The sequence below is a fragment of the Plasticicumulans lactativorans genome, from assembly GCF_004341245.1.
Classification (GTDB): Bacteria; Pseudomonadota; Gammaproteobacteria; order Competibacterales; family Competibacteraceae; genus Plasticicumulans_A; species Plasticicumulans_A lactativorans.
In genome coordinates this window covers 67,196-76,296 of sequence record NZ_SLWY01000020.1, presented here as the reverse complement: position 1 = coordinate 76,296, position 9,101 = coordinate 67,196, and the positions used below count along the sequence as shown (strand labels likewise).

Below are 9,101 nucleotides of genomic sequence, written 5' to 3'. Positions count from 1 at the left end.
AGCGCCGTGCGCAGCACCTCCTGGCACGCCGACACCCCCAGCGACACCACCACGATCTCGCTCGCCTGCCCCGCCTCCTGCAGGCGCACCGCCTCCTCCACCGCGATCTCGTCGAACGGGTTCATCGACATCTTCGCGTTGGCGATGTCCACCCCCGTGCCGTCGGCCTTCGGCCGCACCTTCACGTTGTAGTCCACCACGCGCTTGACCGTGACCAGTACTTTCATGGCTGTTGCTTGCTCTCCGAATGGGGATGGGGACCGCCGCGGCAGTGCCGGCGGCGGGGCGAATACGGCGCGGATCATGGCAGTTCCGGTCGGCTGCGGAACAGCGCCGCGCGCGGCGCGCGATAGAACCGGAAGCTATCAGGCCCGCCGGGTCCGCCCGGCGGGCCGTCGGGGTGCGCCTCAGCCGGGCGCGGCGCACGCCGCCAGCCGCGCCCGCGCCACCTTGGAGCCGTTCACCCGCCCCAGGTGCTCGCTGATGTAGGCGCCGGCGGCGACCAGCGCGTCGAGGTCGACGCCGGTGTCGATGCCGAGCCCGTTCAGCAGGTACAGCACGTCCTCGCTCGCCACGTTGCCCGAGGCGCCCTTGGCGTAGGGGCAGCCGCCGAGCCCGGCGACCGAGCTGTCGATCACCGCCACGCCCTCCTGCAGCACCGCGTAGAGGTTGGCGACGGCCATGCCGTAGGTGTCGTGGAAGTGCGCGGCGAGCCGCTCCACCGGCACGTGCGCGGCCACCACGCGGATCATCGCGCGCGCCGCCTCGGGGGTGCCCACGCCGATGGTGTCGCCGAGCGAGACCTCGTAGCAGCCCATGCGCGTCAGTTCGGCGGCGACCTGCGCCACCGCCTGCGGGTCGATGCGGCCCTCGTAGGGGCAGCCGAGCACGCACGAGACGTAGCCGCGCACGCGCACGCCGGCGGCGGCGGCGGCCTCCAGCACCGGCGCGAAGCGCGCCAGGCTCTCGGCGATCGAGCAGTTGATGTTCCTGCGCGAGAAGCTCTCGCTCGCCGCCGCGAACACCGCGACCTCGTCGGCGCCGGCCGCGAGCGCCGCCTCGAAGCCCTGCAGGTTGGGGGTGAGCACCGGGTAGCGCACGCCGGGGCGGCGCGCGATGCCGGCGAGCACCTGGGCGTTGTCGGCCATCTGCGGCACCCACTTCGGCGAGACGAAGCTCGCGGCCTCGATCACCGGCAGCCCGGTGGCCGACAGGCGGTCGATCAGCGCGACCTTCACCGTCGTCGGCACCAGCGCGGGCTCGTTCTGCAGGCCGTCACGCGGGCCGACCTCGACCATCTTCACGTAGTGCGGCAAGGCCATCGCTCAGGCCTCCGTCGCGTCGAGCGCGAGCAGTTCGGCGCCGTCCTGCACCTGGTCGCCGGGGGCGTAGTGCACGGCGCTGACCACGCCGGCGTGCGGCGCGGTGATGGTGTGCTCCATCTTCATCGCCTCCATGATCACCAGCGGCTGGCCGGCCTCGACCGCGTCGCCGGGAGCGACCAGCACGGCGACGATCGCACCCGGCATCGGCGCGCTGAGCCCGCCGCCGCCGGCCTCGCCCTCCATCGCCTGCGCCAGCGGATCGTGCAGCGTCAGCGTCCACTGGCCGGCGGCGGTGATCACCGTCAGCTCGGCGCCGCGGCGCACCAGGGTGGCGCGCAGGCGCACGCCGTCGAGGTCGGCGTGCACGTCGTCGCTGGCGCTGACCGTGCCGCTCGCCCGCACCGTGCCGCCGGGCAGCTCCAGCAGGTAGTGGCCGTCGCGGTAGTGCGCGGTGACCGCGAGCTCGTGCTCGCCGTCGCGGTAGTGGAAGGTGTGGTGGTTGTCCTCGTTGAGCCGCCAGCCTTCGGCGCCGTGCCACGGCGACCAGGGGTCGTGCGAGGCCTGCGCGCGCGCCGCGGCCTTGCGGTCGGCGTCGAGCAGGCGCGCCAGCGTGGCGAGCGCCAGCACGCGCTCGGGCACCCCGGCGCGCGGCGGGAACAGCGCGGCGTGGTGCTGGCCGATGAAGCCGGTGTGCACGTCGCCGGCGATGAAGGCCGGATGCGCGGCGAGCGCACCGAGGAAGCGCAGGTTGGTGCTGACGCCCACCACCTGGTAGTCGGCGAGCGCCGCGCGCAGGCGCGCCAGCGCGCGCTCGCGGGTCTCGTCCCAGACGATCAGCTTGGCGATCATCGGGTCGTAGTGCATCGACACCTCGTCACCGGCGCGCACGCCGGTGTCGATGCGCACGTGCGGGCCCTCGGCGGGGGTGCGCAGGTGGTACAGGCGGCCGATCGCCGGCAGAAAGTCGCGCTCCGGATCCTCGGCGTACACGCGCGCCTCGAAGGCGTGGCCGCGGATCGCGAGCGCGTCCTGGCGCAGCGGCAGCGGCTGGCCGGCGGCAACGCGCAACTGCCACTCCACCAGGTCCTGGCCGGTGATCATCTCGGTCACCGGGTGCTCGACCTGCAGGCGCGTGTTCATCTCCATGAAGTAGAAGGTGCCGTCCTCGTCGGCGATGAACTCCACGGTGCCGGCGCCGCGGTAGCCGATGGCGCGCGCGGCGTTGCAGGCGGCCGTGCCCATCGCGGCGCGCCGCGCGGGGTCCATGCCGGGCGCCGGCGCCTCCTCGATCACCTTCTGGTGGCGGCGCTGCACCGAGCAGTCGCGCTCGAACAGGTAGACGACGTTGCCGTGGTCGTCGGCGAACACCTGTATCTCGATGTGCCGCGGGCGGGTCAGGTACTTCTCGATCAGCACCTGGTCGTCGCCGAAGCTCGCCAGCGCCTCGCGCTTCGCCGACAGGAGCTGCGCCTCGAGCTCGCCCTCGTGCGTGACGATCTTCATGCCCTTGCCGCCGCCGCCGGCGCTGGCCTTGATCAGCACCGGGAAGCCGATGCGGCGCGCCTCGCGCTTCAGCAGCTCCAGGTCCTGCCCGGCGCCGTGGTAGCCCGGCACCAGCGGCACGCTGGCGGTCTCCATCAGCTGCTTGGCGGCGCTCTTCGAGCCCATCGCGCGGATGCTCGCCGCCGGCGGGCCGATGAAGGTCAGCCCCGCCTCGGCGAGGGCGTCGGCGAAGGCGGCGTTCTCGGAGAGGAAGCCGTAGCCGGGGTGGATCGCCTGCGCGCCGCTCGCCTTGGCGACCTCGATGATCTTGTCGGCGCGCAGGTAGCTGTCGGCGGCCTTGGCCGGGCCGAGCAGGTAGGCCTCGTCGGCGAGCGCGACGTGGCGGGCGTCGGCATCGGCCTCGGAGTACACCGCGACGGTGCGGATGCCCAGCCGCCGGCAGGTGGCGATGACCCGGCAGGCGATCTCGCCGCGGTTGGCGATCAGGATCTTGTCGAACATGGCTCTCCTCTCCGACTGCTGACGCCCCCTCGCCCGCTACCTGCGGGATGGGGGTTCTTGAAAGGCACGGCTCTACGCATTACGTAAAACGAACTAGCGTTGCATCATGTTGGTGGCTGCGACTCCAGGCCGCCTACGAACTGCGCATCGCCGAGCAGACCGTGGGCGCCATCATCGCCAGCACCGTACGCCCTCACGCTGCCTGACTCCGGCCGATCGCTCACGCGCTGCGTTCCGTCCACGCCGGCCGGCGCTTGCCGAGGAAGGCCGACAGCCCCTCGCGGCCCTCGGCGCTGGCGCGAATGTCGGCGATGCGCCGCGCGGTGTCCTCGATCATCGCGGCGTCGAGCGGGCCGCGGGCCACCGCGCGGGCGAGGTCCTTGGCGGCGACCATCGCGGCGGGGCCGTTGCCGGCGAGCGTCGCCAGCAGCTCGTCCACCTTCGCGTCGAGCCCGGCGGCCGGCACCACCTCGTGCACCAGGCCGATGCGGCGGGCCTCGGCGGCGTCGAAGCGCTCGGCGCTGACGAAGTAGCGCCGCGCCTGGCGCTCGCCGATGGCGTTGACGACGTAGGGCGAGATCACCGCCGGGATCAGCCCGAGCCTGACTTCCGACAGGCAGAAGCTCGCGCCGTCGGCGGCGACGGCGATGTCGCAGCAGGCCACCAGCCCCACCCCGCCGCCGTAGGCCGCACCCTGCACCTTGGCGACGGTCGGCTTGGCCAGCGCGTTCAGCGTGCGCATCAGCTCGGCGAGCCCGCGCGCGTCGTCGAGGTTCTGCGCGACGGTGTAGTCGGCCATGCGCCGCATCCAGTTCAGGTCGGCGCCGGCGGAGAAGCTCTTGCCGTTCGCCGCCAGCACCACGACCCGCACCGCGGGGTCGGCTTCGAGCCGCCGCAGCGCCGCCGTCAGCGCCGCGATCAGCGCGTCGTCGAAGGCGTTGTGCAGCTCGGGGCGGTTCAGCGTCAGCGTCGCCACGCCGGCGGCCGTTTCTATCTGGATGGCGCTCATGCGAGCCTCCGTGGTGGTGTTTCGGCCGGGGTCTGCGCCCCGCGCACGTCCTCTAGGCACCCTCACCCCGACCCCTCTCCCCGGGGGCGAGGGGCTGGCGGCTACATCCGGAACACGCCGAAGCCGGTCCTGTCGATCGGCCGGTTGAGCGCCGCGGAGAGGCCGAGGCCGAGCACCCGGCGGGTGTCGGCCGGATCGATCACGCCGTCGTCCCACAGCCGGGCGCTGGCGTAGTAGGGGTGGCCCTGGGTCTCGAACTGGGCACGGATCGGCGCCTTCAGGGCTTCCTCCTCGTCGGCGCCGAAGCGCCCGCCCTTGCGCTCGACCGCCTCGCGCCGCACCTGCGCCAGCACGCCGGCGGCCTGCTCGCCGCCCATCACCGAGATGCGCGCGTTCGGCCACATCCACAGGAAGCGCGGCGAGTAGGCGCGCCCGCACATGCCGTAGTTGCCGGCGCCGAACGAGCCGCCGATCAGCACGGTGAACTTCGGCACCTGCGCGCAGGCGACGGCGGTGACCATCTTGGCGCCGTGCTTGGCGATGCCCTCGCTCTCGTATTTGCGCCCGACCATGAAGCCGGTGATGTTCTGCAGGAACACCAGCGGGATGCCGCGCTGGCAGCAGAGCTCGACGAAGTGCGCGCCCTTCAGCGCCGCCTCGGAGAACAGCACGCCGTTGTTGGCGACGATGCCGACCGGGTAGCCGTAGAGGTGCGCGAAGCCGGTCACCAGCGTGGTGCCGTAGAGCGCCTTGAACTCGTCGAACTCGGAGCCGTCGACGAGGCGCGCGATCACCTCGCGCACGTCGAAGGGCTTGCGCGTGTCGGCCGGGATCACCCCGTGCAGCTCCTCGGGTGCGTACAGCGGCTCGCGCGGCGTGCGCAGGTCGAGGCCCGGGCGCTTGACCCGGTTGAGGTTGCCGACGACCTTGCGCGCCAGCCCGAGGGCGTGGGCGTCGTTGTGCGCGTAGTGGTCGGTGACGCCCGAGGTGCGGCAGTGCACGTCGGCGCCGCCGAGGTCCTCGGCGCTGACCACCTCGCCGGTGGCGGCGCGCACCAGCGGCGGGCCGGCGAGGAAGATCGTGCCCTGGTTGCGCACGATGATCGACTCGTCGCTCATCGCCGGCACGTAGGCGCCGCCGGCGGTGCACGAGCCCATCACCACGGCGATCTGCGGGATGCCCGCGGCGCTCAGCGTGGCCTGGTTGTAGAAGATGCGCCCGAAGTGCTCGCGGTCGGGGAACACCTCGTCCTGGTTGGGCAGGTTGGCGCCGCCGGAGTCGACCAGGTAGACGCAGGGCAGGTGGTTGTCGCGGGCGATCTCCTGCGCGCGCAGGTGCTTCTTCACCGTCAGCGGGTAGTAGGTGCCGCCCTTGACGGTGGCGTCGTTGCACACCACCACGCACTCCTGGCCGTGGATGCGGCCGATGCCGGTGATCAGCCCGGCGGCCGGCACGTCGTCCTCGTACACGCCGTGCGCGGCGAGCTGCGAGAACTCCAGGAACGGCGAGCCGAGGTCGAGCAGCGCGCGGATGCGCTCGCGCGGCAGCAGCTTGCCGCGGCTGGTGTGGCGCCGGCGCGCTTCCTCGCCGCCGCCCTGGGTGATCCGCGCCACCTGCGCGCGCAGGTCGGCGACCAGCGCGCCCATCTTCGCGGCGTTCTGCCGGAACTCCTCGGCGCGGGGGTTGAGCTTGGAGGTGATGGCATTCATGCCGGGCTCCCGGTGGTGGCTCAGGCGGTTTCGGCGAACAGCTCGCGACCGATCAGCATGCGGCGGATCTCGCTGGTGCCGGCGCCGATCTCGTAGAGCTTGGCATCGCGCCACAGCCGCCCGGTGGGGAACTCGTTGATGTAGCCGTTGCCGCCCAGCGCCTGGATCGCCTCGCCGGCCATCCAGGTGGCCTTCTCGGCGGCGTAGAGGATCGCCCCGGCGGCGTCCTTGCGCAGCGCGCGCGCGTGGTCGGCGCGGTCGCAGGCCTGGCCGACGGCGTAGACGTAGGCGCGGCAGGCCTGCCAGGTGGTGTACATGTCGGCGAGCTTGCCCTGCATCAGCTGGAACTCGCCGATGCTCTGCCCGAACTGCTTGCGCTCGTGCAGGTAGGGCACCACCGCGTCCATGCACGCGGCCATGATGCCGAGCGGCCCGGCGGCGAGCACCGCGCGCTCGTAGTCGAGCCCGCTCATCAGCACGCGCACGCCGTTGCCCTCGCCGCCCAGCACGTTCTCGACCGGCACCTCGCAGTCGTCGAAGAACACCGGGTAGGTGTTGGAGCCGCGCATGCCGACCTTGTCGAGGTGGGTGCCGAAGCTCAGCCCCTTGCTCCCGCCCTCGATGATGAACGCGGTGATGCCGCGCGGCCCGGCATTGACGTCGGTCTTGGCGTAGACCACCAGCGTGTTGGCGTCGCCACCGTTGGTGATCCACATCTTCGAGCCGTTGAGCACGTAGCGGTCGCCGCGGCGCTCGGCGCGCAGCTTCATGCTGACCACGTCGGAGCCAGCGTTGGGCTCGCTCATCGCCAGCGCGCCGACGTGCTCGCCGGAGATCAGCCCGGGCAGGTAGCGCGCCTTCTGCTCCGCCGTGCCGTTGCGGTGGATCTGGTTGACGCACAGGTTGGAGTGCGCGCCGTAGGACAGCCCCACCGAGGCCGAGGCGCGCGAGATCTCCTCCATCGCCACCATGTGGGCGAGGTAGCCGAGGCCGGTGCCGCCGTACTCCTCGGCGACGGTCAGGCCGAGCAGGCCCATGTCGCCGAACTTGCGCCAGAGGTCGGCGGGGAACTCATTGTCGCGGTCGATCGCCGCCGCGCGCGGGGCGATCTCGACGTCGGCGAAGCTCTTCACCGCGTCGCGCAGCATGTCGATGGTCTCGCCGAGCGGGAACAGCGTGGATGCGTGGATCATGGCCTCAACTCCTCGGGGTGGTCGGCGCCGCTGGCGGCGACGTCATGCACAGCGCAGCCGCCTCACGCGGTCTTCTGCTGTTCCAGCTTCAGTTCCTCGATCATGCGATCGCGCATGACGAACTTCTGCACCTTGCCGGTGATGGTCATCGGCATCTCTTCGACGAAACGGATGTAGCGCGGAATCTTGTAGTGCGCGATCTGGTCGCGGCAGAAATCGCGGATTTCGTCCTCGCTCGCCTGCTGGCCGGGCTTCAGCACGATCCACGCGCACACCTCCTCACCGTAGCGGGCGTCGGGCACGCCGAACACCTGCACCGACTGCACCTTGGGGTGGCGGAACAGGAACTCCTCCAGCTCGCGCGGGTAGATGTTCTCGCCGCCGCGGATCAGCATGTCCTTGGCGCGGCCGACGATGTTGCAGTAGCCCTCGGCGTCGATCACCGCCAGGTCGCCGGTGTGCATCCAGCCGTCGCGCACCGCCTCGCGGGTGCGCGCCGCGTCGCCCCAGTAGCCGCGCATCACCGAGTAGCCGCGCACGCACAGCTCGCCGGTCACGCCGACCGGCACCACGCGGCCGTCGGCGTCGACCACCTTCGCCTCCAGGTGCGGCTGGATGCGCCCGACCGTGGTCACGCGCCGCTCCAGCGGATCGGACGTCGAGCTCTGGAACGACACCGGGCTGGTCTCGGTCATGCCGTAGGCGATCGTCACCTGCGCCATGTTCATCTGCGCGACGACGCGCTTCATCGTCTCGATCGGGCACGGCGAGCCGGCCATGATCCCGGTGCGCAGCGTCGACAGGTCGAACTCGCCGAAGCGCGGGTGATCGAGCTCGGCGATGAACATCGTCGGCACGCCGTGCAGCGCGGTGCAGCGCTCCTCGGCCACCGCGGCCAGCGTCGCCGCCGGGTCGAACACCTCGCCCGGGAACACCATCGTCGCGCCGGTCGACACGCAGGCCAGCACCGCCAGCACCATGCCGAAGCAGTGGTACAGCGGCACCGGGATGCACAGCGAGTCGGCCTCGCTGAAGCGCATCGCCCGGGCGATGAAGCGCGCGTTGTTGACCACGTTGTGGTGGCTCAGCGTCGCGCCCTTGGGGCTGCCGGTGGTGCCGCTGGTGAACTGGATGTTGATCGCGTCGAAGCAGTCGAGCCGCGCCGTCAGCGCATCGAGCGCGGCGCTGTCGAGGCGCGCGCGGCCGCGCGCCAGCACCTCGCCGTAGCCGAACATGCCGGGGCTCGCCGCCTCGCCCATGCGGATCACGGTGGCGAGCTCCGGCAGCCGCGCGGCGCGCAGCTCGCCCGGCGCGCAGGCGTCGAGCTCCGGCGCCAGCGTGTGCAGCATCGCCAGGTAATCCGAACTGCGCAGGCGCTCGGCGCTGACGAGCGCCCGGCAGCCCGACACGTTCAGCGCGTACTCCAGCTCGGCGAGGCGGTAGGCCGGGTTGACGTTGACCAGGATCACGCCGATGCGCGCAGTGGCGAACTGCGTCACCAGCCATTCGACGCGGTTCGGCGACCAGATGCCGAGGCGGTCACCGGGTTCGAGCCCGAGCGCCAGCAGGCCGGCGGCGAAGGCGTCGACCTCGGCCTGGAACTCGCGCCAGGTCCAGCGCACGCCCTGCTCGCGGAACACCACGGCCGGGCGCTCCGGCAGGCGCGCGACGGTCGCCGCCAGCAGGCCGGCGATGGTCGCCTCCGACAGCGGCACGTCGGTCGTGCCGCGGACCTGCGACAGGCCGTCCTGCGGCACGCCGGTGCCGGGGGTGGGGCTGGCTTCGGGCATGGTCATCTCCTCATCCACCGTGGTTCACGCCGACCTGGGGCGTGCGATTTATTGAGTTATATTCAATACAC

7 protein-coding genes are annotated in these 9,101 nt (G+C 71.8%); all 7 read right to left on the bottom strand.

Features of this window, described 5'->3' with window-relative positions; all coding sequences use genetic code 11:
• A partial coding sequence (locus tag EV699_RS16620) for an electron transfer flavoprotein subunit beta/FixA family protein (RefSeq protein ID WP_424450042.1) occupies window positions 1-227 on the bottom strand: 227 nt, incomplete at its 3' end.
• Between the two features lie 180 nt (window positions 228-407).
• Window positions 408-1,322 carry a hydroxymethylglutaryl-CoA lyase gene (locus EV699_RS16615; protein ID WP_132544850.1) on the bottom strand — a complete coding sequence of 305 codons (915 nt, stop codon included), beginning with the start codon at window positions 1,320-1,322 and terminating at the stop codon, window positions 408-410.
• Between the two features lie 3 nt (window positions 1,323-1,325).
• Window positions 1,326-3,329 (bottom strand): acetyl/propionyl/methylcrotonyl-CoA carboxylase subunit alpha, encoded by a 2,004-nt coding sequence (locus EV699_RS16610; protein WP_132544848.1) that lies wholly within the window; start codon window positions 3,327-3,329, stop codon window positions 1,326-1,328.
• Between the two features lie 220 nt (window positions 3,330-3,549).
• Window positions 3,550-4,338: an enoyl-CoA hydratase/isomerase family protein gene (locus EV699_RS16605; protein WP_132544846.1), complete on the bottom strand. Its 789-nt coding sequence runs from the start codon at window positions 4,336-4,338 to the stop codon at window positions 3,550-3,552.
• Window positions 4,339-4,439: 101 nt separating this feature from the next.
• Window positions 4,440-6,047 carry a carboxyl transferase domain-containing protein gene (locus EV699_RS16600; RefSeq protein WP_132544844.1) on the bottom strand — a complete coding sequence of 536 codons (1,608 nt, stop codon included), beginning with the start codon at window positions 6,045-6,047 and terminating at the stop codon, window positions 4,440-4,442.
• A gap of 20 nt (window positions 6,048-6,067) precedes the next feature.
• The gene (locus tag EV699_RS16595; protein WP_132544842.1) at window positions 6,068-7,240 is read right to left on the bottom strand and encodes an isovaleryl-CoA dehydrogenase; all 1,173 of its coding nucleotides are present in this window, start codon (window positions 7,238-7,240) and stop codon (window positions 6,068-6,070) included.
• A gap of 62 nt (window positions 7,241-7,302) precedes the next feature.
• Window positions 7,303-9,036 carry an AMP-binding protein gene (locus EV699_RS16590; RefSeq protein WP_132544840.1) on the bottom strand — a complete coding sequence of 578 codons (1,734 nt, stop codon included), beginning with the start codon at window positions 9,034-9,036 and terminating at the stop codon, window positions 7,303-7,305.
• Window positions 9,037-9,101: the final 65 nt, after the last annotated feature.